Origin of the sequence: Pseudomonas fluorescens (assembly GCF_000730425.1) — a bacterium.
GTDB lineage: Bacteria > Pseudomonadota > Gammaproteobacteria > Pseudomonadales > Pseudomonadaceae > Aquipseudomonas > Aquipseudomonas fluorescens_X.
The window spans coordinates 5,496,944-5,520,399 of the sequence record NZ_CP008896.1 but is presented as its reverse complement, the minus strand read 5'-3'; the positions used below and the strand labels follow the sequence as shown (position 1 = coordinate 5,520,399).

26 protein-coding genes are annotated in these 23,456 nt (G+C 61.8%); 10 read left to right on the top strand and 16 right to left on the bottom strand.

Annotated features, from left to right (window positions below; translation table 11 throughout):
• Positions 1–149: 149 nt before the first annotated feature.
• Positions 150–1,088 (bottom strand): aspartyl/asparaginyl beta-hydroxylase domain-containing protein, encoded by a 939-nt coding sequence (locus HZ99_RS24795; protein ID WP_038446746.1) that lies wholly within the window; start codon positions 1,086–1,088, stop codon positions 150–152.
• A 259-nt stretch (positions 1,089–1,347) separates the two neighbouring features.
• The gene (gene cysK, locus HZ99_RS24790; RefSeq protein ID WP_038446744.1) at positions 1,348–2,322 is read right to left on the bottom strand and encodes a cysteine synthase A; all 975 of its coding nucleotides are present in this window, start codon (positions 2,320–2,322) and stop codon (positions 1,348–1,350) included.
• 124 nt (positions 2,323–2,446) lie between these two features.
• Between cysK and HZ99_RS24785 the strand changes: the two genes are divergently transcribed.
• The 3 genes from HZ99_RS24785 to HZ99_RS24775 all read left to right on the top strand — a co-directional run bounded on the left by HZ99_RS24785 (position 2,447) and on the right by HZ99_RS24775 (position 5,728).
• Positions 2,447–3,517: a DUF748 domain-containing protein gene (locus tag HZ99_RS24785; RefSeq protein WP_038446742.1), complete on the top strand. Its 1,071-nt coding sequence runs from the start codon at positions 2,447–2,449 to the stop codon at positions 3,515–3,517.
• A gap of 175 nt (positions 3,518–3,692) precedes the next feature.
• A complete protein-coding gene (locus HZ99_RS24780) occupies positions 3,693–4,538 on the top strand; it encodes an AAA family ATPase (RefSeq protein ID WP_038446740.1) in 846 nt (281 codons plus the stop codon).
• 11 nt (positions 4,539–4,549) lie between these two features.
• The gene (locus HZ99_RS24775) at positions 4,550–5,728 is read left to right on the top strand and encodes a vWA domain-containing protein (protein ID WP_038446738.1); all 1,179 of its coding nucleotides are present in this window, start codon (positions 4,550–4,552) and stop codon (positions 5,726–5,728) included.
• Between the two features lie 114 nt (positions 5,729–5,842).
• Here the strand turns inward: HZ99_RS24775 and HZ99_RS24770 are convergent, their stop codons facing one another.
• The 3 genes from HZ99_RS24770 to HZ99_RS24760 are packed head-to-tail and all read right to left on the bottom strand — an operon-like array spanning position 5,843 to position 8,198.
• The gene (locus tag HZ99_RS24770; protein WP_038446736.1) at positions 5,843–6,757 is read right to left on the bottom strand and encodes a biotin-dependent carboxyltransferase family protein; all 915 of its coding nucleotides are present in this window, start codon (positions 6,755–6,757) and stop codon (positions 5,843–5,845) included.
• The gene (locus tag HZ99_RS24765) at positions 6,754–7,458 is read right to left on the bottom strand and encodes a 5-oxoprolinase subunit B family protein (protein WP_038446734.1); all 705 of its coding nucleotides are present in this window, start codon (positions 7,456–7,458) and stop codon (positions 6,754–6,756) included. The genes HZ99_RS24770 and HZ99_RS24765 overlap by 4 nt, the downstream gene beginning before the upstream one ends.
• Positions 7,455–8,198, bottom strand: coding sequence for a 5-oxoprolinase subunit PxpA (locus tag HZ99_RS24760; RefSeq protein WP_038446732.1), 744 nt, complete (start codon positions 8,196–8,198; stop codon positions 7,455–7,457). Before HZ99_RS24760 ends, HZ99_RS24765 begins: the two co-directional genes overlap by 4 nt.
• A gap of 178 nt (positions 8,199–8,376) precedes the next feature.
• Here HZ99_RS24760 and HZ99_RS24755 point away from each other — a divergent pair, with 178 nt between their 5' ends.
• Positions 8,377–9,315: a LysR family transcriptional regulator gene (locus tag HZ99_RS24755; protein ID WP_038446730.1), complete on the top strand. Its 939-nt coding sequence runs from the start codon at positions 8,377–8,379 to the stop codon at positions 9,313–9,315.
• Positions 9,316–9,437: 122 nt separating this feature from the next.
• Here HZ99_RS24755 and HZ99_RS24750 read toward each other — a convergent pair whose 3' ends face one another.
• Genes HZ99_RS24750 through HZ99_RS24740 form a run of 3 tightly spaced genes read right to left on the bottom strand, consistent with a single transcriptional unit; the run spans position 9,438 to position 11,263 of the window.
• On the bottom strand, positions 9,438–9,980 hold the full coding sequence (locus HZ99_RS24750; protein ID WP_038446728.1) for a DUF2937 family protein: 543 nt from the start codon (positions 9,978–9,980) through the stop codon (positions 9,438–9,440).
• A gap of 11 nt (positions 9,981–9,991) precedes the next feature.
• A complete protein-coding gene (locus HZ99_RS24745; protein WP_038446726.1) occupies positions 9,992–10,768 on the bottom strand; it encodes a class II glutamine amidotransferase in 777 nt (258 codons plus the stop codon).
• Positions 10,769–10,798: 30 nt separating this feature from the next.
• Complete coding sequence (locus HZ99_RS24740; protein ID WP_235205611.1) at positions 10,799–11,263, bottom strand: MFS transporter; 465 nt, start codon at positions 11,261–11,263, stop codon at positions 10,799–10,801.
• 90 nt (positions 11,264–11,353) lie between these two features.
• On the opposite strand from HZ99_RS24740, the gene HZ99_RS24735 reads away from it, so the two are divergent.
• A complete protein-coding gene (locus tag HZ99_RS24735; protein WP_038446725.1) occupies positions 11,354–13,408 on the top strand; it encodes a S9 family peptidase in 2,055 nt (684 codons plus the stop codon).
• Here the strand turns inward: HZ99_RS24735 and HZ99_RS24730 are convergent.
• Positions 13,405–13,695, bottom strand: a complete 291-nt coding sequence (locus HZ99_RS24730; protein ID WP_038446724.1) for a hypothetical protein — start codon at positions 13,693–13,695, stop codon at positions 13,405–13,407. The genes HZ99_RS24735 and HZ99_RS24730 overlap by 4 nt on opposite strands.
• A gap of 81 nt (positions 13,696–13,776) precedes the next feature.
• Between HZ99_RS24730 and HZ99_RS24725 the strand changes: the two genes are divergently transcribed.
• The 4 genes from HZ99_RS24725 (at position 13,777) to HZ99_RS24710 (ending at position 15,967) form a co-directional block, all read left to right on the top strand.
• Entirely contained in the window at positions 13,777–14,463 is a 687-nt protein-coding gene (locus HZ99_RS24725; RefSeq protein ID WP_038446722.1) for a spermidine synthase, read from the top strand.
• A gap of 71 nt (positions 14,464–14,534) precedes the next feature.
• Entirely contained in the window at positions 14,535–14,909 is a 375-nt protein-coding gene (locus HZ99_RS24720) for a YajD family HNH nuclease (RefSeq protein ID WP_038448187.1), read from the top strand.
• A gap of 179 nt (positions 14,910–15,088) precedes the next feature.
• Positions 15,089–15,556 (top strand): RNA methyltransferase, encoded by a 468-nt coding sequence (locus HZ99_RS24715; RefSeq protein WP_032863501.1) that lies wholly within the window; start codon positions 15,089–15,091, stop codon positions 15,554–15,556.
• Positions 15,557–15,625: 69 nt separating this feature from the next.
• Entirely contained in the window at positions 15,626–15,967 is a 342-nt protein-coding gene (locus HZ99_RS24710; RefSeq protein WP_038446720.1) for a YgaP family membrane protein, read from the top strand.
• Between the two features lie 111 nt (positions 15,968–16,078).
• Here the strand turns inward: HZ99_RS24710 and HZ99_RS24705 are convergent, their stop codons facing one another.
• Positions 16,079–17,311, bottom strand: a complete 1,233-nt coding sequence (locus HZ99_RS24705; protein ID WP_038446718.1) for a hypothetical protein — start codon at positions 17,309–17,311, stop codon at positions 16,079–16,081.
• Between the two features lie 12 nt (positions 17,312–17,323).
• Complete coding sequence (locus HZ99_RS24700; protein WP_038446716.1) at positions 17,324–17,773, bottom strand: YcgN family cysteine cluster protein; 450 nt, start codon at positions 17,771–17,773, stop codon at positions 17,324–17,326.
• Between the two features lie 152 nt (positions 17,774–17,925).
• Here HZ99_RS24700 and HZ99_RS24695 point away from each other — a divergent pair, with 152 nt between their 5' ends.
• Entirely contained in the window at positions 17,926–18,519 is a 594-nt protein-coding gene (locus HZ99_RS24695; RefSeq protein ID WP_038446714.1) for a nitroreductase family protein, read from the top strand.
• Positions 18,520–18,589: 70 nt separating this feature from the next.
• Here HZ99_RS24695 and HZ99_RS24690 read toward each other — a convergent pair whose 3' ends face one another.
• The 5 genes from HZ99_RS24690 to HZ99_RS24670 form a co-directional block, all read right to left on the bottom strand.
• The gene (locus HZ99_RS24690) at positions 18,590–19,522 is read right to left on the bottom strand and encodes a D-2-hydroxyacid dehydrogenase (RefSeq protein WP_038446712.1); all 933 of its coding nucleotides are present in this window, start codon (positions 19,520–19,522) and stop codon (positions 18,590–18,592) included.
• Positions 19,523–19,635: 113 nt separating this feature from the next.
• Positions 19,636–19,929, bottom strand: coding sequence for a YcgL domain-containing protein (locus HZ99_RS24685; protein ID WP_038446710.1), 294 nt, complete (start codon positions 19,927–19,929; stop codon positions 19,636–19,638).
• Entirely contained in the window at positions 19,926–21,059 is a 1,134-nt protein-coding gene (gene rnd / locus HZ99_RS24680) for a ribonuclease D (protein WP_038446708.1), read from the bottom strand. The genes HZ99_RS24685 and rnd overlap by 4 nt, the downstream gene beginning before the upstream one ends.
• 122 nt (positions 21,060–21,181) lie before the next feature.
• Positions 21,182–21,838, bottom strand: coding sequence for a class I SAM-dependent methyltransferase (locus tag HZ99_RS24675; protein ID WP_038446706.1), 657 nt, complete (start codon positions 21,836–21,838; stop codon positions 21,182–21,184).
• A gap of 91 nt (positions 21,839–21,929) precedes the next feature.
• Positions 21,930–23,303: a glutamine synthetase family protein gene (locus HZ99_RS24670; RefSeq protein ID WP_038446704.1), complete on the bottom strand. Its 1,374-nt coding sequence runs from the start codon at positions 23,301–23,303 to the stop codon at positions 21,930–21,932.
• Positions 23,304–23,456 lie beyond the last annotated feature (153 nt).

Below are 23,456 nucleotides of genomic sequence, written 5' to 3'. Positions count from 1 at the left end.
GTGCTTTCGACTCACGACCGCCAATCAGCGCCGTTTTCTAAATGCGGCTATGGCCGGCAACGGTGGAGAGCCAGGCCTGTTGGCGGGCCGCCCGGAAAAATAAAAGATATAAAAAACCGCTCATTAAGAGCGGTTTTTTTCTGAACCCATCAGCCAAACAACCAATACACCAACGCCACGACTACCACCGCCGCCAGCACCGGTCGCATGATGCGATAGGCTTTGGGGTGCTTGCGCTTCCACTGCTTGACCACGCCACTGAAACGATCGCTGAAGCGTTTGCTCCAGGCATAGGCCTGGTTGATCCCGCCCACGCGCTCGTCATCCAGGTTCTGTGGCGCCGTTGCGCGACCCAATTGGGCACTGACCCAGCGATTGATGCGGGTCATCAAGCGGTTGCTCAGCGGCCGCTCGATATCGCAGAACAGAATCACCCGGGTCTTTTCGGTTTCGTTCTTCACCCAATGCACATAGGTTTCGTCGAACATCACGTCTTCGCCATCGCGCCAGGCGTAGATCTGGCCATCGACAAAAATCCGGCAGTCGTCGGAATTGGGCGTCGACAGCCCCAAGTGATAACGCAGGGACCCGGCAAACGGGTCGCGATGGGGGTTGAGATGGCTGCCGCCCGGCAACAGGGCAAACATGGCGCCCTTGACGTTGGGGATGCTACTGACCAGAGCCACGGTTTTCGGGCACAGCAACTCGGCCGACGGCAGCGGTTTGTCGTACCACTTGAGGTAGAAGCGTTTCCAGCCTTTCTTGAAGAACGAGCCAAAACCGGCATCGTTGTTCTTCTCGGCGGCGCGGATATAGCCTTCGTCGAACAGGTGCATGGCCTCGTCGCGGATCACTTCCCAGTTGTCCTTGAGCACATCCAGTTCCGGGAACTTGCTGCGGTCCAGGTAGGGTTTGGACGGCACACCCGAAAAGATGTACATCAAGGCGTTATACGGGGCGAACAGCGCCGAATGGTTGACGAACTGACGCAGCACCGGCAAACGCGCCTTGCCGCGCAGGTGCACGTAAAGCGTACTGCCGATAAACAGCAGCAGCACCGACAGTTTGGCGGCCAAAGAAAAGGTCATGCAGCAACTCCTGGAAATAGCCTCCCGGCAGCGGGAAACCCGACATAGCAGCCGGCCATGATAAACACTCCGGGCCGGAGGAAAAACCCGCGTGACCCAACAATCCGTTTTAAGGGGCGCGCGGCGAGCAATCAATTATGCATAAGAGGCATAAAACCGGGCTGATATGGATCAACCCGATTTCGCCCGGAGCCGGCTTACTGGCGATGGCGACTTATCGGTCACGGCGCCATCGCGCTCAAGCCTGGGCCTACAAGGCTCAGGCCTGGTTTTCCTGGTCGGTGAACAGATCGCTGAACAGCATGCTCGACAGGTAGCGCTCGCCGGAGTCCGGCAGGATCACCACGATGGTCTTGCCCTGCATTTCCGGCTTCTCGGCCAGGCGCACGGCCACGGCCATCGCCGCGCCACAGGAAATCCCGCACAGGATGCCTTCTTCCTGCATCAGGCGCAGGGCCATGGCCTTGGACTCCTCATCACTGACCAACTCCACCCGGTCCACCATCGACAAGTCGAGGTTCTTCGGCACAAAGCCTGCGCCAATGCCCTGAATCTTGTGGGGGCTGGGCTTGATTTCTTCGCCCGCCAGCGCCTGGGTAATCACCGGGGAACTGATGGGCTCCACCGCCACCGAGAGGATCGGCTTGCCCGCCGTGTTCTTGATATAGCGCGACACGCCGCTGATGGTCCCCCCCGTGCCGACACCCGCTACCAGCACATCCACCGCGCCGTCGGTGTCATTCCAGATTTCCGGGCCGGTGGTTTTCTCATGGATGGCCGGGTTGGCCGGGTTGTCGAACTGGGCCGGCATGAAATAGGTCGCCGGGTCGCTGGCAAGGATTTCGCCGGCTTTCTCGATGGCGCCTTTCATGCCCTTGGCCGGCTCCGTCAGCACCAGTTCGGCGCCCAGCGCCTTGAGCACCTTGCGCCGCTCGATGCTCATGGATGCCGGCATGGTCAGTAGCAACTTGTAGCCACGGGCGGCGGCAACGAAGGCCAGGCCAATCCCTGTGTTGCCCGAGGTCGGTTCGACGATGGTCATGCCCGGCTTGAGTTTGCCGCTGCTTTCCGCGTCCCAGATCATGTTCGCGCCAATCCGGCACTTCACCGAATACCCAGGGTTACGCCCTTCGATCTTGGCCAGGATAGTCACGCCACGGGGCGCGATACGGTTGATCTGAACCAGGGGCGTGTTACCGATGGAGTGCGCGTTGTCTGCAAAAATGCGGCTCATGGCGGGGTCCTTTAGGCGGTTTCAAGAAGGCAACAAGGGTATGCCTCGTGTTCCAAGGCGTCCAGTCGAGGAACGTTGCCGCTGTCTGCGTAGTCAACCGCCTATACACAGGGAGCCAAAACCTATGAAGCGTCGCTACCGTTGGCCGCTCTGGACGCTCGCCACGCTGGTGGTCGTCCTCGCGGCAGTGCATATCGCCCTCCCCTACCTGGTGCGCAACTACCTCAATGAAAAACTCGCCGACATGGGCGACTACCGCGGCCAGGTGACGGATGTCGACCTGGCCCTGTGGCGCGGCGCGTACCGGATCAATGGCCTGCAGATCGTCAAGGTCGATGGCAAGGTGCCTGTACCCTTCGTCAAAGCGCCGGTGATCGACCTGTCGGTGAGCTGGCACTCCTTGTGGTACGACCACGCGGTGGTAGCCCAAGTGCAATTTATCCAGCCGGAGCTCAACTTCGTCGACGGCGGCGCCAACAAACAGGCGTCCCAGACCGGTCGCGGCACCGATTGGCGGGCGCAACTGGGCAAACTCCTGCCCATCACCCTCAACGAAGTGCGCATCGACGACGGCAAAGTCGCCTTCCGCAACTTCAATTCCAAACCGCCGGTCAATATGAGCGCCACCCAGGTCAACGCCAGCTTCTACAACCTGACCAATGTGGTGGATGTGCAAGGCAAGCGCGATGCGCGCTTTGATGGCAAGGCTCTGTTGCTGGGGCATGCGCCGCTGGAAGCCAGCGCGACCTTCGACCCGCTGAGCAATTTTGAAGACTTCGAGTTCCGCTTTCGCGCCCGTGATATCCAGCTCAAACGCCTGAACGACTTCGCCTCGGCCTACGGCAAGTTCGATTTCAATGCCGGCACCGGCGACGTAGTCATCGAGGCCCAGGCCGAAAAGGCCCAATTGACCGGCTATATCAAGCCGCTGCTGCGGGATGTGGAAGTGTTCGACTGGCAGCAGGATGTGGAGAACAAGGACAAGGGGATTTTCCGCTCGATCTGGGAAGCCGTAGTCGGTGCCGGCGAAACCGTGCTGAAGAACCAGAGCAAAAACCAGTTCGCCACCCGGGTGGAACTGAGTGGCAGCGTTCATCAGCAGGATATCAGCGCATTCCAGGCGTTTTTGCAGATTTTGCGCAATGGTTTTGTCCACGCGTTCAATGCCCGCTACGAACAACCCAAACCCCTGTAGGAACCGGCTTGCCGGCGATAGCGTCCTCAAGGGCCCCATCGTCGGCAAGCCGGCTCCCACAAGGCGTGACCGGTCATTCAGAGACTGAATAACCCGTCTGCGTTCACAGTCACCGGGGCTGCGCGCTATAGTCGCAGGCATGCTGACTACCGGCGTCATGTTCGAGGATTGAGAAATGAAGTTCGAAGGCACCCAGGCCTACGTTGCCACCGATGACCTGAAACTGGCCGTCAACGCTGCCATCACGCTGGAGCGGCCGCTGCTGGTCAAGGGCGAGCCGGGCACCGGCAAGACCATGCTCGCCGAACAACTGGCTGAATCGTTCGGGGCCCGGTTGATCACCTGGCACATCAAGTCCACGACCAAGGCGCACCAGGGCCTGTATGAATACGATGCGGTCAGCCGCCTGCGCGATTCGCAGTTGGGCGTGGACAAGGTCCACGACGTGCGCAACTACCTGAAGAAGGGCAAGTTGTGGGAGGCGTTCGAGTCTGAAGAGCGGGTGATCCTGCTGATCGACGAGATCGACAAGGCCGATATCGAGTTCCCCAACGACCTGTTGCAAGAACTCGACAAGATGGAGTTCTACGTCTACGAAATCGACGAGACCATCAAGGCCAAGAAACGCCCGATCATCATCATTACCTCCAACAACGAGAAAGAGCTGCCGGATGCCTTCCTGCGTCGCTGCTTCTTCCACTACATCGCCTTCCCCGACCGCACCACCCTGCAGAAAATCGTCGACGTGCACTACCCGCACATCAAGAAAGACCTGGTCAGCGAGGCGCTGGACGTGTTCTTCGACGTACGCAAGGTACCGGGCCTGAAGAAAAAGCCCTCCACCTCCGAACTGGTGGACTGGCTCAAACTGCTGATGGCCGACAATATCGGCGAAGCCGTACTGCGCGAGCGTGATCCGACCAAGGCTATCCCGCCACTGGCCGGCGCCCTGGTGAAAAACGAGCAGGACGTACAACTGCTTGAGCGCTTGGCGTTCATGAGCCGTCGCGGCACTCGATAAGGGCTTTTGCCATGCTGCTCAACCTGTTCAATGAAATGCGTGCAGCCAAGGTGCCGGTCTCGGTGCGTGAGCTGCTGGACCTGATCAATGCCCTGAAACAGCGGGTGACCTTCGCTGACATGGACGAGTTCTATTACTTGTCCCGGGCGATCCTGGTAAAGGACGAGCGCCATTTCGACAAGTTTGACCGGGCCTTCGGCGCCTACTTCAACGGCCTGGAAAAACTCGACGATCACTTGCAGGCGCTGATTCCCGAAGACTGGCTGCGCAAGGAGTTCGAGCGCTCGCTGACCGATGAGGAGCGCGCGCAGATCCAGTCCCTGGGTGGCCTGGACAAGCTGATCGAAGAGTTCAAGAAACGCCTGGAAGAACAGAAGGAACGCCACGCCGGCGGCAACAAATGGATCGGTACCGGCGGCACCAGCCCGTTCGGTTCCGGCGGTTTCAACCCCGAGGGCATTCGCGTGGGCGATGCCGGCAAGCGCCAGGGCAAGGCGGTCAAGGTCTGGGACCAGCGCGAGTACAAGAACCTCGATGACTCGGTGGAACTGGGCACGCGCAATATCAAGGTGGCCCTGCGTCGCCTGCGCAAGTTCGCGCGCCAGGGTGCGGCCGAAGAGCTGGATATCGATGGCACCATCGACCACACCGCCCGTGACGCCGGCCTGCTGAATATCCAGATGCGTCCGGAACGGCGCAACACGGTCAAGCTGCTGTTGCTGTTCGACATCGGCGGTTCGATGGATGCCCATGTGAAGATCTGCGAGGAATTGTTCTCGGCCTGCAAGACCGAGTTCAAGCACCTGGAGTACTTCTACTTCCACAACTTCATTTATGAATCGGTGTGGAAGAACAACATGCGCCGCACCTCCGAACGCACCTCGACCCAGGATTTGCTGCACAAGTACGGCGCCGACTACAAGGTGATATTCATCGGCGACGCGGCCATGGCCCCCTACGAAATCACCCAGGCCGGTGGCAGCGTAGAGCACTGGAACGAGGAGCCCGGCTATGTGTGGATGCAACGGTTCATGGAGAAGTACAAGAAGCTGATCTGGATCAATCCGTACCCGAAAGATACCTGGGGCTATACCTCGTCGACCAACATCGTGCGGGATTTGATTGAGGACCAGATGTATCCGCTGACCTTGCGGGGATTGGAAGAAGGGATGCGTTTTCTTTCCAAATAGGTGGGCAATTCACTGACGCTATCGCCGGCAAGCCAGCTCCCACATGGAGCGCATTCACATATTTTACTGTGTGAACGCAGTCCACATGTGGGAGCGGGCTTGCCGGCGATGCTTTTAGCGGTTCGTAAATCGCTGCAAATAGCTCAGGTGCTCACGATGTGCCGTCTCCTGCATCACCGGCGCCAACCGCACCGTCTCCCCCGGCAGGCACTGGGCCAGGCGCGCCAATGACAACGGCGTCAACGCGCCCAATCGCGGGTAGCCGCCAATGGTCTGCCGGTCATTGAGCAGCACAATCGGCTGCCCATCCGGCGGCACCTGGATCGCGCCCAATGGAATGCCTTCCGAGATCAGCGACGGCCCCTGATACTGCAACGGCGTGCCCAACAGGCGCACACCCATGCGGTCGGCCCGGCTGTCCAGGGCCCATTCGGTATTGAAGGCATCGAACAGGCTCTGGCCGCTGAACTGGCCGATCTGCGCGCCGAGGATCACGTCGAGGGGCGTCGCAGGCTGCAACCGCTCAACCGGCAGCTCACGCAAGTGACTGCCCATACCGGAATACCCCAGCGAGGCGCCTTCGGCCAAGGCCCGACCAAACCCATCCAGCCCGCCCAAGGCTTCGCGCCCGACACTGGCACAACTGCCCAGCACCTTGGGCGCATCAAAACCGCCCGGCGCCGCCAGGTAAGCCCGCGCACCCCGGTGTGGCTGGGTGAAGCGCAAGCGCTGGCCTTTTTGCAGAATGAAACTGCGACCCGGGCTGATGGCGCGCTCGTCGATATACGCCCCCAGGTCCGCGCCGGCCAGGGCCAACATGCAATAGTCCTCAGCCTGGACGGTAAAACCGCCCAGGGTGACTTCCACCACCGGCGCATCCAGCGGATTGCCCAGCAGCCAGTTGGCCCAGGACATCGACACCCAATCCAACGCGCCGCCCTGGGTCACGCCCAGGTGCCGCACACCAAAGCGTCCGGCATCCTGCAACAGGCACAGCGCGGTGCTGGCCTCGATCAACAAGCGACTCATGCCTGGGCCTCCAAGGGCGTGTCGTCGCCACCCAGGTTGATAAATTCAGCGCGCCCGATGCTTTCGAAACGCACACTGTCGCCTGGCTGCACCAGGCTGTAGCCGTCGCGCTCACGGTCAAACAGTTTGGCCGGGGTGCGACCGATCAGGTTCCAGCCCCCCGGGGACTCCACCGGATAGGCGGCAGTCTGCCGCTCGGCGATGCCGACGCTGCCCGGCGCCACGCGTTTGCGCGGGGTGCCCAGGCGCGGGGCGGCAAGTTGCTCTTCCACCAGGCCCATAAAGGCAAAACCTGGGGCGAACCCAAGGGCAAAGACCTGGTAATGATGCTGGCTGTGGCGCCGGATCACCTCGTTGACCTCAAGCCCGCTGCGCTGTGCGAGCAAGCTCAGCTCAGGCCCGACGCTCAGGTCGTACCACACCGGCAATACATGACATTGCCCGCTGCCCTGGGCCTGCGGCTGCAAATCCGTCAGGGCCTGATCAATCAGTTCCCGTGCCTGTGCCGGGCTCAGCGCCAGCAGGTCGTAATGCACCATCAAGGTTGTGTAGGACGGCACCAGGTCCACCAGCGCCGCGCCAAAACCCTCACGCAGCCGGCGCGTGGCGGCGAGCATCCAGGGCATGTTGTGTTCGGCGATCACGTCAAACAGGCGCACCATCAGGCAGTCAATGGCCACTACTTCGATCCGTGGTTTCATTGGAGCGTCAACGCCTGGCGAATGCGCTGCACCGCCGCCACCGAGCTGGCGTTGTCGCCATGCACGCAGAGGGTGTGGGCCTGCAACAGCACTGGGCTGCCATCGCTGGCGACCAGGGTTTCACCACGGGCAATGCTCAGGGCCTGCTGGAGGATGACCTGTGCATCGTGATGCACCGCCCCGGGTAACTGACGCGAGACCAGGTGCCCGGCGTTGTCGTAGGCGCGGTCGGCAAAGGCTTCGAACCACAGGGTCACGCCATATTCATCACCCAGGGCCTGGGCGGCGCTGTTGTCACGGGTGGCCATCAGCATCAACGGCAGGCTGGCGTCATACGCCGCCACGGCCTGGATCACCGCGCGCAATTGCACAGGCTTGGCCATCATGTCGTTGTACATCGCGCCATGGGGCTTGACGTAGCTGACCCGGCCACCCTGGGCCCGGCAAATGCCCTCGAGCGCACCGATCTGGTAATGCAGCAGGTCCTGGAGTTCCTGGGGCGCATAGGCCATGGAGCGGCGGCCAAAGCCTGCCAGGTCCTGATAGGCCGGGTGCGCACCGATCTGCACGCCATGCTGCAATGCCAGGGCGACGGTCTTGCGCATGATGCTCGGGTCGCCGGCGTGAAAACCGCAGGCGATGTTGGCGCAATCAATAAATGGCATGACCTCGGCATCCAGACCCATGGTCCAGGCGCCAAAACTTTCGCCGATGTCGCAATTCAGTAGCAGGCGGCTCACGCTGAGGACTCCTGTAGGTTTTATTTTTTTGTAGTGTGGGATCTTTTACCAAGATCCCGCAACGATGTTGTCCTGAGCCTCGACGACGCTTATCGTGAGACGGCCCGATTTTTGGCGCGCAGCCACTGCTGCGTCCAACTAATAAAAACCGATCCATGCATAAGAAAAAGTTGATCCCATGAATTTGAAGTTCCTCGAAACCTTCGTCTGGGTGGCCCGGCTCAAGAGTTTCCGGCTGACGGCAGAGAAGCTGTTCACCACCCAGGCCTCGATCTCCAGCCGCATTGCCGTGCTGGAAAGCGAGCTGGGGGTGAAGCTGTTTTTGCGTGACTCGCGAGGTGTGAGCCTGACCCCGGATGGGATGAAGGTGCTCGATTATGCCGAGCAGATGATGGTCACCCTGCAGGGGCTCAAGCAGTCGCTGGAAACCACCAGCAGCAAGATCGGACGTATCCGCATCGGCGCGATGGACACGGTGATCCATACCTGGCTCAGCCCGTTGGTGACCGAATTGATGGACCATTTCCCCCTGGTGGAAATCGAATTGGTCGCCGATACCGCGTTGAACCTCTGCGATCAACTGCAAAAAGGCTTTCTCGACCTGATCCTGCAAACCGACCTGCTGCGCCAGGAGTCGGTACGCAGCCTGGAACTGGCCAGCCACCCCATGGGCTGGATCGTCGCCAGCCATTCGATCTACAACCGCGACTATGCCTCCCTGGCCGAACTGGCCCAGGAACGGATCATCACCTACTCGAAAAACTCCCATCCGCATCAGGACGTGTTGAGCCTGATGCAGGCCCATGGCGTGGCGGCGCCGCGCATGAACTGCGTGAACTCAGTGTCGGCCATCACCCGTTTGCTACGGGACGGCTTCGGTATCGGCGCGTTGCCACCGGTGCTGGTCAGCGAAGAGTTGGCACGGGGCGAGTTGATCATGCTGCCCATGGCACAGCGCTTGCCCAACCTGCCGGTGGTGGTGTCGTGGCGGGTGGGGGTGGAGTTGGTGGAGGAGATTGTTGCACTGTGCCAGCGCGTAGTGGCGCGGTATGCCGAAGAAGTGGGCGAAGAGCGCATGGTGCTCAGTCAACCCCCCTCACTGAAGAAACCCGATTGAAACTGACTTGTGTGTGTAGGAGCTGGCTTGCCTGCGATGGCATCAACGCGGTGCAACTGATGTACCGAGGTGTTGCCATCGCAGGCAAGCCAGCTCCTACATACGCAAGCCCTACCTATGCCCTACAGGCCCTTGAGGTCCCGTTCTTCAATCGGCCGGCTCTGGCGCAGGCGCTTGCCACCCAGCACCACCCAGTCGATCAGGCGGAACAGGCACTCCAGGCCGAACGACAGCAGCATCGCCCCGCCCAGTCCCCAGCCCATCGCTTCAGGGGTCAGGAGGATCTGGTAGCTGTAGCCGTTCCAGGTTTCCCGACGAATGTCCGGGTCGGCGGCCACCGCCACCTGCAGGGCGCGGATGTACCACGGCCCCTGCATGGCCTGGAATTGCTTGTCCAATGCCACCTGGCGATCAAGCAAGGTGCCCAGGCTGTTGGCATCGCTGCGGAACACCGGGTCATCGCTGGCGCGGTAATGGGCGACCAGGGCCTGCAAATCGCCATTGAAGAAATGTTGTGCAGTGCTTTCAAAACCGCGCAGGCCGGTCTGGGCCTCGATCAGATGCGCTTCGACACGCTTGGCGTAGTCGTTGATAAACCCCGGGACTTGCACCCCGACCAACAAACCGACGGCAAACAACACCAGGCGCAGATAGCTGAGCAACATAATCGACGTCCTTATGCAGTTGTGCCCTGACTGACGCATTCGCCACGCCGCCACAGGCTCCACTGGCCCGGTTCGTAGCGGGTCCAGGTCTCGTTTTCGGTCAAGGGTTCGGTGGCAATCACCGTTACTACATCGTTTGGCGTTGTTTCGGCCTGAAAATCGACGATCACGTCGACATCTTTCAGGCGCGCCGGGCCAAATGGCGCGCGACGGGTGATCTGCGCCAATTTGGTCGAACAGTAGCAAAACAGCCAATCGCCATCACTGAGCAGGCAGTTGAACACGCCCTTGCTGCGGTACTCGGCGCAGGCGGCGATCAGGTCCGGCAACACCTGCTCGATGTCCACCGGCTCGGGAAACGCCTCGCGGACACGATTGAGCAGGTCACAGAACGCCGCTTCACTGTCGGTATCCCCTACCGGACGGTAGAACGTGGCCTGGGGCATGAAGTCAGCCAATTGGCCGTTGTGGGCGAAACACCAGTTGCGGCCCCACAATTCGCGCACGAACGGATGGGTGTTGGACAGGCTCACCTTGCCCACATTGGCCTGGCGGATATGGCCAATCACCACCTCACTCTTGATCGGATAACGCTGCACCAGCAATGCCACTTCCGACTCGCTGCTGGCCGCCGGGTCCTGGAACAGCCGCAGGCCACGGCCCTCGTAGAAGGCAATGCCCCAGCCATCGCGGTGCGGGCCGGTGCGCCCACCGCGCTGCATCAGCCCGGTGAAGCTGAACACGATATCGGTCGGTACGTTGGCACTCATGCCCAATAATTCACACATGCCAGGACTCTCGATGCTGGGCGTACAACGTTAAAGACGCGGCTCGACCCGCATGCCACTGACAGGGGCCGGCGCACGCCCATAGGGCTCGTCGTCCTCCGGCTCGGCCGCGACGGCAGCCGCCGTGGCAGCCTTCTGTTCACGCCGGGCTTTGGCAGCACGCTCGATGGGCCAACGGATCAGCACAAGGATCAGGTACAGGCCAAAGGCGATCATCGCGTACATCAGCAAATCGGAAATCGCCCGCCAGGCGTTATTGCCCACTTTGAGCAACAGATCCAGGGCCGTGATGGCCACGGCGGGGGCAAATTGCTCCTTGACCGGGTCGACAATGGTCGGGCTCAGCAGCAACACCGCCATCAGCAGCCGCAACGGTTCGCGCAGCCAGCGCCACATCCAGCGGGTCAGGCGAAACCACACCAGCAGGCAGCCCAAAGCAGCGAAGGCGTAGAGGCCCCAAGCAGTCAGATAGTCGTTCTCGGTCATGGTGTCCATGGCAAGGTAGGCAAACAGGCCCGTATGATAACGGCTTTTCCGTGCCACGGCTGCAATGCCGTCAGCCCACTGCCAGACAGAGAGTGATCCATGCCTCCATCGACCCACATCACTGCCGCCCCGATTGCCCGCAGCGCCCCAGGCCAGGACCCGTACGCCTGGTTGCAGGAACGCGACAGCAGCGAGGTGCTCGACTACCTCAAGGCCGAGAATGCCTGGCAAGAAGCGCAGCTCGAGGATCAAAAAGCGCTGCGCGAAAGTCTCTTTCAAGAAATCAAGGGCCGTATCCTCGAGACCGACCTGTCATTGCCCTCGCCCTGGGGGCCGTACCTGTATTACACGCGTACCACCGCCGGTGACGAATACGCACGCCATTACCGCTGCCCACGCCCGGCCGATGACAGCCAGCAGATCGACGAAAGCGCCGAAGAATTGCTGCTGGACCCGAATGTGCTGGCCAATGGCGGGTTTTTCTCCCTCGGTGCCTTCAGCATCAGCCCGGACCATAAGCGCCTGGCCTACAGCCTGGACACCAATGGCGAAGAGATCTACACCCTGTACGTGAAGGAATTGTCCTCGGGCACAGTCCGCGAACTGGGCTTTGAAGACTGCGACGGCAGCATGACCTGGGCCAACGACAGCCTGACGCTGTTCTTTGGCGAACTGGACGAGACCCATCGCCCGCACAAGCTGTATCGCTATCGCCTGGACGCTAGCGCCGCCGAAGAAGTGTTCCACGAACCCGACGGTCGTTTCTTCCTGCATTGCTACCGCTCCAGTTCCGAGCGTCAATTGCTGTTGTCCCTGGGCAGCAAGACCACCAGTGAAATCTGGGCCCTGGACGCCGCGCAGCCACAGCAGGCGTTTGTCTGCCTGGCGCCGCGGGTTGAAGGCCATGAATACGATGTCGATCACGGCAAGCTGGACGACCAGTGGACCTGGTTTATCCGCAGCAACCGCGATGGCATCAACTTTGCGCTGTTCCAGGCGGCAGACAACGGCAGCGTGCCCAGCGAAGACCAATGGCACAACCTGATTGCCCACGACGACGCAGTGATGCTCGATGGCGTGACCCTCAACGCCCGGGCCATGACCCTGAGCCTGCGCATCGGCGGCCTGCCGGTGATCGACGTGCATCCACAAGGTCTGCCGAGCTATCGCGTGGAACTGCCAGACGCAGCCTACAGCCTGTATGTGCAAAACAGCCTGGAGTTCGACAGCGACAAGATCCGCCTGCGCTATGAAGCCCTGAACCGCCCGGCCCAGGTTCGCCAGTTGGAACTGGCCAGCGGCGCACAGCAGGTACTTAAGGAAACCCCGGTGCTGGGTGAGTTCAACGCTGACGACTACGTCAGCCAGCGACTGTGGGCAACGTCTGCCGATGGTACCCAGGTGCCGATCAGCCTGGTGGTCAAGCGCGACCAGATAGGCCAGCCAACGCCGCTGTACCTGTATGGCTACGGGGCTTACGGCTCAAGCCTCGACCCGTGGTTCTCCCATGCACGCCTGAGCCTGCTGGACCGGGGTGTCGCGTTCGCCATTGCCCATGTGCGCGGTGGTGGCGAACTGGGCGAGGCCTGGTACCGCGCCGGCAAGCAGGAACACAAGCAAAACACCTTCAGCGACTTTATTGCCTGCGCCGAGCACTTGATCGCCCAGGGCCTGACCACGTCCAAGCAACTGGCCATCAGCGGCGGCAGCGCCGGCGGGCTGCTGATCGGTGCCGTGCTCAACCAGCGCCCGGAGCTGTTCCAGGCGGCGATTGCCGAAGTGCCATTTGTCGATGTGCTCAACACCATGCTCGACCCGGACCTGCCATTGACCGTCACCGAATATGACGAGTGGGGCAACCCACAGGAACCTGAGGTGTACGAGCGGATCAAGGCCTACGCGCCCTACGAAAACGTCAAGGCCCAGGCCTACCCGGCGATGCTGGTGATCGCCGGCTATAACGACAGCCGCGTGCAGTACTGGGAAGCCGCCAAGTGGGTCGCCAAGCTGCGCGCGACCAAGACCGACGACAACCTGCTGTTGCTCAAGACCGAACTGGGCGCCGGTCATGGCGGCATGAGCGGGCGGTATCAGGGCTTGCGTGACGTGGCCCTGGAATATGCCTTTGTGTTCAAGGCCCTGGGGCTGGTTTAAGAACCCGCTGCCGATGGCTTCGGCTTGCTGTCGTTTTGCTGCAGGCCCGGCAGAGTCTGGTCCTTGGGCGGCTTGGGCATTTCGATCGGCGGCAACAAAGGCGCCCCGGTCCCTTGAGGCTTGGGCGCCGTCGGTGGTGTGACCTGCGGATAGGGCGTGGGCGTTGCTGTACCCGGCACCCCCGTGGTGGTCGCCGGTGTGTTCGGCACGGGTTGCAACTGCTGGGCGTGTGCGGCACCCAATGTGAGCACGCTCCCTACAATGACCGCTAGAATGCTGCACTTCATCGATGGCTCCATGGCCTGACTGTTAACCAGTCCCAAGGCTACTCCCAACCGCGCAAGAATGCCCTTCCCAATGAGATTTCCATGAAACGTTTCGTGCTGCTCGACACCACCCCGATCCCCGATAACGGCGGCGCCCTGTGCCTGTTCGAGTACGGCGAGGATTTTGTGATCAAGATCCAGGGCGGTGACGGCGGGCAATTGATGAACACCCGCATGCACGGTTCCGAAGACGCCCTGGCAGAGATTCCTTGCCGCAAGGTCGCCGGGCGCCCCGGTTCGCGGGTGTTGATTGGCGGCCTGGGCATGGGGTTCACCCTGGCCTCGGCGCTCAAACACCTGGGCAAGACCGCTGAAGTGGTGGTGGCAGAACTGGTGCCAGGCGTAGTGGAGTGGAATCGCGGCCCCCTTGGGGAGAAGTCCGGCAACCCGCTGCAGGACCCGCGCACCGTGATCCGCCTGGAAGACGTGGCCAAGGTGCTGCAAACCGAGCCCCAGGGCTTTGATGCAATCATGCTCGACGTCGACAACGGCCCCGAGGGCCTGACGCAAAAGGCCAATAGCTGGCTGTATTCGGCCGGCGGCCTCAGCGCCTGCGCCAAGGCCCTGCGCCCCAAGGGCGTGCTGGCCGTGTGGTCGGCCAGCGCCGACAAGCAATTTAGCGACAAACTGCGCAAGGCCGGCTTCAAGGCCGAGGAAGTGCAAGTCTTTGCCCACGGCAACAAGGGCACCCGGCATACCATCTGGATTGCCGAGAAGCTCAAGGGCTGAGGAAAATTGCCAGGCAAACGGCTAGAATCCACGTTATCCGTGACCCATCCAATAAATGAACAGGCGCCATGATGAGCTCGAGCAACCCGCCCTCCCACACCGCCAAGCTGGACCGTATCCTCGCCGATGCCCAGCGCGACCGGGAAATGGGCTACCGCGACAAAGCCCTGAAAATGTACCCCCACGTGTGTGGTCGCTGCGCCCGCGAATTCGCCGGCAAACGCCTCAGCGAACTGACCGTGCACCACCGCAACCACAACCATGACGACAATCCCCAGGACGGTTCCAACTGGGAATTGCTCTGCCTGTACTGCCACGACAACGAACACTCGCGCTACACCGACCAACAGTATTTCGGCGAAGGCTCCACCAGCAGCCCGACCATTGCCAAGGCTACGCACAACCCATTTGCAGCGTTGGCGGGGTTGATGAAGAAGGACGACTGACGGTCGTCGCTGAACGTTACGACGCCATCGCTGGCAAGCCAGCTCCTACAGGGAAATGCACTCCAAGTGCAGGAGCTGGCTTGCCAGCGATAGCCCCCCAAGCAACACCGCGCCTGATAGCGCCCCCTGGTCGAACAATCCCCGTATAATCGCGCTTTTTCTCGAAGGCACCCTCTCCCGTGGGCAATAAACGCTACAGCTGCATCGGTCTGTACAACCCCAAATCCCCCGAAAATGTCGGCTCGGTCATGCGTGCTGCCGGCTGCTATGGCGTGGCTTCGGTGTTCTACACCGGTAAACGCTATGAGCGGGCCCGGGACTTTATTACCGATACCAAGAAGGTCCATCACGACATCCCGCTGATCGGCATCGACGACCTGAAAAAGATCCTGCCCCTGGGCTGCATTCCGGTCGCCGTGGAGCTGGTGGACGGCGCCCGACCGCTGCCCGAATACACCCATCCTGACCGTGCGCTGTATATCTTCGGCCCCGAAGACGGCTCCCTCGACAAAGAGATCCGCGACTGGTGCGAAGACGTGATCTACATCCCGACCACCGGTTGCATGAACCTGGCAGCCACCGTCAACGTGGTGCTCTACGACCGCCTGGCCAAGGGCAATAACACCCGCTCGGGCCCCAAGTACTGATCTTTCGGGAACATCCCCGAGCTGCCGGCAGTCAGTTGCATATCAATGGCCCTTTGTTGGAGACAGACCATGAGCGACCGCAAACCCCTCAACCCTGTGATTGAATCGACGCCATTCCAGACCCAGCCGACCCAGAACGTCCAGGGCTGGGAGCGCATTGGCTCCCTGGCCGGTGGTGTGGTGATGATGGGCAAGGGTATTCGCCGGGGTGGTTTTTTCGGCCTGATCCAGGTGGCGATTGGCGGCGTGGCGCTGGCTCGCGGGATCAGCGGCCACAGCTCGGCCAAGGCAATGCTGGAAAAAAGCCGCCAGGACATCAATAGCGTGCGGACCCGGATTGAGCGGGCCGGCGAGGAATTGAAGAGTCTCAAGACCCGGGCTGAAGTGGCGGCCGAAAAAACCACCCACTGACCCCAATCAAAATGTAGGAACTGGCTTGCCAGCGATGCAGGCACCTCGGTCCATCAGCTACACAGAGGTGATGCTATCGCTGGCAAGCCAGCGCCTACACGGTCCTATGGGTCAGTGCAGCAGCTTGCTGTCGAGCACCACCGAGGATTCGCCGATCACGCTTTCGGCCAACTGCACAAACGCCTGGGTAGTGATGCGGTCCAGGCGCATCAGCGCTTGGGTCAGGTCATCCAGTGAACGCTTGTTGTGGGTTTTCAGGCGAATTTCGCGATCCAGCTCCTGCAGTACCACCACCGCCCGCGCCACCGTAGCACCGCTGACGTGCTCCCCGCGTAGCGTCGTCACGCCCTTGCCGTCCTTGCCCAAGCGCGCCTGTATCGCCACGTACCGCTCGTCGCTGATACCTCCTGCACGACGCAGCAGTTCAATGGCGTAGTACTCCGAGAGGCCCTCGCTGATCCAGTCGCTGCCCTGGTGGTCGTTGAACCGAGCAATGGCCTGCACCACTTCGCGGATCAACGGACTGCTGCCATTTTCGCTGACCAGCGGCGTGCGACTGTTGAGGTACACCGAATCGCGCCCGGCGAATGCGCCACGGCGCATCGGGTCGCTGGCGCCGACGATCAGCAGCTTGGCGGGATGGCGTGGGAACGCCGCTTGCACCTGAGGCCAGACGAACGTGAGCAGCGTCAGCACATCCATGCGGCGCATGGCCTGGCCCTTGGGCGAGGTCACGGTGATTTCAGTCTCGCCCAGGCGTACCCGGCGGCTGCCCAGGGTGCCAGCGAGCATCCAGCCAGTGGGCCGGTCGAACAGACGGGACACATTGTCGATACGGAATTTATGCTTGCCGATCCGCGGCCAGGGGGTTTCGACACTTTTCCACCCCGCCGGCAGCTCAAAGGTCAGCCGCGATACCAACTCCACGCCGTCCTGCTGGTCAAGACGGGCGGCGGGCACCAGGTCTTCCCCACGAAACAGCGCCCAACTGGGGGTCATGCGCGATTCGTAGATGCCGGCCTTGCGCGCATGGCTCAGGCGCACGCGGTAAGTCAGGCTGGCCTTGTCGGCGCCCGGCTGCCACAGACCGCGACTGGCTCCCGCTTGCGGGGTGACTTGCCACTGGCCATCGGCCTTGAAGTCGCTGTAGTCACCCTCGCGCCCCAGGTCGAAGTTCAGGCTGCGCACCGCCGAGCCCTGGGACAGGCTCAAGCGCACCTCGGCCTGATCGCTCTGGGGCAACAGTTTGATGTGATAATCCAGGTCGACTTTTTTCGCCGACCACGCCGGCGCACTCAACCCCAGCAACAGCAGGCTCACCGCCAGCTTGGCTTGGACCGTCATACGCTCTCCTTTTCAGCCTGCACGGAATATCAGGTAGTCCTCCCAATCGTCCTCGGGCACGCTGCCTTCGCTGAGCATGCGACCGGACTGGGAAATGCGTTCATGGTGCACGGCATCGCGATCACCGCAGACCAGGTGGTGCCAGAGCGGCAAGTCCTTGCGCTCACTGACCAGGCGATAGCCGCAGGTCGGCGGCAGCCATTTGAACTGATCGGCCTGGCCCGGCGTGAGCTGGATGCAATCGGGCACCGAGTCCCGACGGTTGGGGTAGTCGCTGCACTGGCAGGTTTTCAGGTCCAGCAGTTTGCAGGCGATACGCGTGTAATAAACGCTGTTGTCGTCTTCATCTTCGAGCTTTTGCAGGCAGCACAGGCCGCAGCCGTCGCACAGCGACTCCCATTCCTCCTGGTCGAGGTGCTCAAGGGTTTTGCGTATCCAGAAAGGTTCGACTTTGGCGGCCATGGCTCTACATCAGTTTCGGTATGTTAAAAGGCCGCCAGTCTAGTGCCCAAGCCCCCTGGGGCCAAGCGCTTACGACTGCCGGTAGGGCCAGACTTGTCAGGTACGCAGTGGCGCAGTAGTTTTGAAGACCGTTTTTTCATCAGGATGCGTTTATGAGCACTGAAGCACGCGTTGCCGATTATCCGATCCACCCGCAATTCACCGAGCGTTGGTCGCCGCGCGCGTTTACCGCAGAAAACATCCCGGAAGAAACCCTGCTGAGCTTTTTCGAAGCGGCGCGCTGGGCGCCTTCGGCCTACAACTCGCAGCCTTGGCGCTTTCTCTACGCCCGTCGCGACACCCCGGACTGGCCGCGTTTCCTGGGCCTGCTGAACGAATTCAACCGTGGTTGGGCGCAACACGCCTCGGCGCTGGTGATCGTCATCTCGAAAACCGATTTCACGGTGCCCGGCGCCAGTGAAGAAACCCCCGCTCTGTGGCACACCTTTGACACCGGTTCAGCCTGGGGCCACCTGGCGCTGCAAGCCAGCATCAGCGGCTGGCACACCCACGGCATGGCCGGTTTCGATCAGGAACTGTCCCGCAAGGAACTGAAAATCCCCGAAGGCTATGCCCTGCACGCAGCAGTCGCCGTGGGCAAGCTGGGGGACAAGTCGACCCTGGCAGACTACCTGCAAGCCCGGGAAGCCCCAAGCCCGCGCCGGCCGTTGAGCGAGTTGGTATCGGCAGGCGATTTCAGCTTGTAACACCTTGTAGGAGCTGGCTTGCCAGCGGCCTGCTTGCACCGCTATCGCCGGCAAGCCGGCTCCTACAGGGTCAGTAACCGCGTTCGAAGCTCACTTCGCCCCGCAGCACGTCCTTGGCCTGGTACGCCCGCAGGTTCTCGACAAACAGCGCCACCATCCGCCGCGGGCACGTCGGCGCCGAGCTATGGCCCGTCAGCAGCAAGCCCCAGGCGGTCCAGAACGGATGGCGCTGGGGCAGTGGCTCCTGGCGGCAAACGTCGATCACCGCACCGGCCAGGTGCCCTTCTTTCAAGGCCTCGACCAGATCGGCATCCACCACCGCCACGCCACGGCCAACGTTGATAAACAGGCCGGTGGGCTTGAACTGCTTGAACAGCACAGCATCGTACAAATCGTGGGTATTGGGCGTGTTGGGCAGCAGGTTGACCACGTAGTCCACCTCCCCCACCAGGCGACCCAGTTGATCCGGCCCGGCCACCTCGATAAACGGCGCCTGTTCCCGGGCTTCGCTGGCAATGCCGTACAACTCCACACCAAAGGGCAGCAGGAACTGCGCCACGCTCTGGCCGATATCGCCGGTGCCGACGATCAGCACCTTGCGCCCCGCCAGGCTCTGGCCCATGCGGTTGTCCCACTTGCGCTCGACCTGGCTGACCAGGCGCGCCAGCACCTCACGCTCGTGGCCGAGCATGTAGGTGAGCACGTACTCGGCCATCACCTGGCCAAAAATGCCCACGGCGCGGGTCAGCCGATAATCCCGCGGCAAGCCCTCGGCCAACAGCGGCGTGATGCCGGCCCAGGTCGACTGCAGCCATTGCGGGTGATGGCCCTGGCGCAACAGGGTTGCCAGCAGGTCCGGCTGGCCCAGCCACACCGGGCAATCGGCAGCCAGGCGCGACAATTGGGCCGAATCTCCGCTGGTGAGGACTTCAAGGTCCGGTGCCGCTTCGCGCAGCAGCCGGGCGTACAGCGGGTGGTCCTGTTCTGCTATCAGAACGCGCATGGTTCAAACCTTTCAAAAACAGTACAGGCGGCCACCGGCAGCACACTGACTGCTGGGCTCGGGGCTCGCCGGGTCATTCGATTCAAACGTGTCCCGAACGGGACACGGGCCGATCACATCGGGTCGTTGCGGCGTAGCAATTCTTCGGGCAGGTGTTCGATGTACTCGTCGTCAGGAGGTGGCATTTGCAGGTGGTAGCCCTGCTTTTCGAGGTTAGCCAGGACCGCCACGATGTCTTCCTGTTGCAGCTTGCGTTCCGGCGTCAGCACCAGGTTGAACGCATGTACCGGCTTGCCGAACACCGTCAGCAGGCCTTCGGGCACACGCTCCAGGGCATCGCTCTTGAGCACATAGAGGTACATGCCAACGCGTTTCGGGCTGCGGTAGATGGAGCAAATATATTTCAAGGCTGTTCTCCGGCAGTGGCCAGGCTGTCCAGCAGCGCCTGGCCCATCAGCTCGCGGCGCCAGCCACGCAGCGAGTCAGGCAATTGGTAAGGCCCATCGGGGTAGCCACTCTTGACCAGGGCCTCAAGGGTTTTCTTGCGCAGCATCAGCTCCGGCGCCATGTCCAGGCGTTCGGCGAAGGTCTGGCCCAGGGCGCGCAGCTGCTTGATCAGCACGGCGGCATCCACTGGCAACGGCTCAGGGATAGCCGGTGGCCATTGGTCCATCGACACCCCGGCGGCACGCTTGATCAGGTCCAGCAGGAACTCACCGTCCTGGCGCACAGTGCGCGGGTGCATATCTTCGATTTTGCCCAGGGCAGCGAGGTTATCCGGCTGCGACTTGGCCAGGGGCCATAGCGAGTGCTCGCGGATGACGCGGTTGCGTGGCAGGTCGCGGGCACGGGCTTGCTGCTCGCGCCAGGCGCACAGCTCGCGCAGTACGGCGAGCTGGGCACGGGAGAGTTTCCAGGCCAGCTTGGCGTCGCGGTAGACCTCGTAGGGGTCGATTTCCCGGCGCAGGTTAGCCACCAGTTCGGCGCCGTCTTCCAGGACCCAGGCGTATTTCTCGTCGGACAGTTGCGGGCGCAGGCGTGTGTAGACCTGTGCCAGGTGCACCGCGTCTTCGGCGGCGTAACTGACCTGGGTATCGGACAATGGCCGCTGCAGCCAGTCCGAGCGGGTCTCACCCTTGGGCAACTCGATGTCGAGCACCGCTTGCACCAGCCGCGAGTAGCCCATGGAGAAACCGAGGTTCAAGTAGGCGGCGGCCAGTTGGGTGTCGAACAATGGCACTGGCAGGCTGCCGGTCAGGCGCAACAACACTTCCAGGTCTTCACTGCAGGCATGCACCACCTTGATCACCGCCGGGTTTTCCAGCAGGGCGGCCAAAGGTTGCCAGTTATCGATGGTCAGGGGATCGATCAGATAAGCGCTGATACCGTCCCCGATCTGGATCAACCCGGCGATGGGATAGAAGGTATCGACCCGCATGAATTCGGTGTCGAGGGCGACGAATGGCAACTGCTGCCATTTGGCGCAATGCTGGCCGAGGCTATCGTTGTCGCAGATCCAGTGAATATCGATGGCCACACGGCTCTCCCTTGAAGAATGGCGCGCAGTATATATCGCCAGAGGGACTTTCGAGCACCCGCAGTGTGCCAGCCATCATGAAAACTCTGACAGAAGACAGAGAATAGCCTGACAGTTGAAGGTTATCCCCGCTTACGCAGCACATAAACCCGCCACAAGGCCGAGCCAGGCATGAACTCCTGCTGGTTCAGCACAGTGAAGCCCGCCTGGCGGAACTCCGCTTCCACCTCGATACGGTGAGACCGCACGGGTTGTCCTGCTCCTGCGGGGCTGCGTTCACGATGACGGCTGTCGCTGTCTACCGAGACAATCACCGTATCGCGGCTGACCCGGTGGAACTCGCGCAACAACGCCAGTCGCGCCTCGGCCGTGGGGACGTGGCGAAACAGTTCCAGGCAAAAAATGCAGTCCACCGCATTGGCCGACAGGCCGATGGAGAAGGCTGACCCCTGGAACGTCTTGATCCGCCGCAAAAATGCCGCGCCATGGTGGCTCATGGCGTGGTCGAGCATGGCCTGGGAAGGGTCCGAGGCCAGGATCACGCGGTTGCTGTGTTCGGCCAGCACCGGCCAGAAACGCCCCGCCCCACAGGCAAGATCCAGCAGCAGCCCAGGCTCCCCCGCCACTTTCAGGGCGTGGCGCACCAGGCGCTCGTCGCGCCATGACCACAAGCGCCGCCGCAAACCGGGCGGTCGCGTGTCGCCGCAGACTAAAGCGTGGTCACGATCACAGTGCGCGGCAAATTCAGCCTCGATGGACGATGGGGGTTGCGACGACATCACGGTACTCATGTAGATGAACCGGTCTCTACGGACACTGGATTTTCAGCTTAACCACCCCCGCGTGAAAAAAAGGTCGAAAGATTCACCCTCATGCCTGATGCAGGTACCAACGCCAGTCCTGCTCGCCCACCTCGCCCATGAACTGCCGGTACTCGGCCCGCTTGACTGCCAGGTACACGCCGAGAAACGCCTCGCCGAACGCCTCACGCGCCCAGGCCGAACCTTCCAAGGCGCGCAGGGTGGTCAGCCAATCGGTGGGCAACAGCGCCTTGGCCTGGGCATAACCGTTGCCCGTCACCGGCGCGCCGGGGTCGCGCTGCTCGCGGATCCCTCGGTGAATCCCCGCGAGAATGGCCGCTGCGGCCAGGTACGGGTTGGCATCGGCACCGCAGATGCGGTGTTCGATATGTCGCGAAAACGCCGGGCCGCCAGGCACACGCAGGCTCACGGTGCGGTTGTCGACGCCCCAGGTGGCCGCCAGCGGCGCATAACTATTGCTCTGGAAGCGGCGGTAAGAGTTGGCGTTGGGGCAGAACAACAGCAAAGAGTCGAGCAAGGTACTGAGCATCCCGCCGACCGCCTGGCGCAGCAGCGGCGTGCCGTCGGGCGCCTCGCTGGCAAACAGGTTGTTGCCCTCGGCGTCCGCCAGGCTGACATGCATATGCATGCCGGTGCCGGCCAGGTCATCGAACGGTTTGGCCATGAAACAGGCGGTCATCCCGTGCTTGTGGGCCACGCCCTTGACCAGGCGCTTGTAACGCACCGCCTCATCCATCGCCTGTAGCGCATCGTTGCGATGCTCCAGGGTGATTTCCACCTGGCCCGGGGCGTATTCAGAGATCGCGGTGCGCGCGGGAATGCCTTGCAGCTTGCACGCGCTGTACAGGTCAGCCAGGAATGGCTCGATCTGCTCCAGTTCGCGCAGGCCATAGACCTGGGTCGAGCGTGGGCGAGCGCCATCCATATCCCGCGCCGGTTGCGGGCGGCCATTGCTGTCGGGCTTCTGGTCCAGCAGGTAGAACTCCAGCTCCGCCGCCATCACCGGGTAGTAACCGTCGGCCTGGAGCCCGTCGATGACCCTGGCCAGCAGATGCCGGGGATCGGCAATTGTCGCCGGCAAGCCCTCCTCAGGGTGCATGCTGACCTGCACCGCCGCCGTGGGAATCAACCGCCACGGCATGCGTTGCAGGCTGCCGCTGACCGGATAGGCACGGCAATCGATATCGCCCACGTCCCACACCAGGCCGGAGTTTTCCACGTCATCGCCATTGAGGGTCAGGCCCAGGATGGTACTGGGCAGTGGCCGGCCACTGACGTAGACCGCCAGCAATTCATCACGGTGCAGCAACTTGCCCCGGGGCACGCCATTGCTGTCGAGGATGAACAACTCGAACATCTCGATATCGGGGTTGTGGTCAAGAAAGGATTGGGCTTCGTGCAGGCTGGCAAAGACGGTACTCATGGCAACTCTCTTACGTTTGCGTTCGGCAGGCGCACACGACGGCGCACCCGGAATGGGGGCAATCAGCGTAGTAAGGGAGCGGTATCCGGCGGGCGCGCATGGCGGCAATGCCACAGCGCCCAAAAGGCCAGTTCAGAAGGCAGTGCATCAACC